Here is a 202-nt window from a genome sequence, read left to right as displayed (position 1 = left end):
CTCCCCGACCGCGGTACGACGCGTGCTGGAGCACTGCCCCGACACCGTCGTCCGCTGCGCCTACGGCCCCACCGAGACCACCCTGTTCGCCACCCAGGCTCCCTGGACCGTGGCCGACGCGGTGCCGGCGCCGATACCGGTCGGGCGTCCGCTGGACGGCATGCGGGCCTACATCCTGGACGACGTGCTCTCGCTGGTCCCT

At 73.3% G+C, this 202-nt stretch carries 1 protein-coding gene; it reads left to right on the top strand.

What is annotated here, in order from left to right; genetic code table 11:
* Window positions 1-202, top strand: a 202-nt coding sequence (locus IF78_RS44805; protein ID WP_324617316.1) for an AMP-binding protein, incomplete at both ends; no start/stop codon positions are given.

It is taken from the genome of Streptomyces bicolor (genome assembly GCF_000719285.1).
Classification (GTDB): domain Bacteria; phylum Actinomycetota; class Actinomycetes; order Streptomycetales; family Streptomycetaceae; genus Streptomyces; species Streptomyces bicolor.
This window is presented reverse-complemented; position numbering and strand designations above follow the sequence as displayed.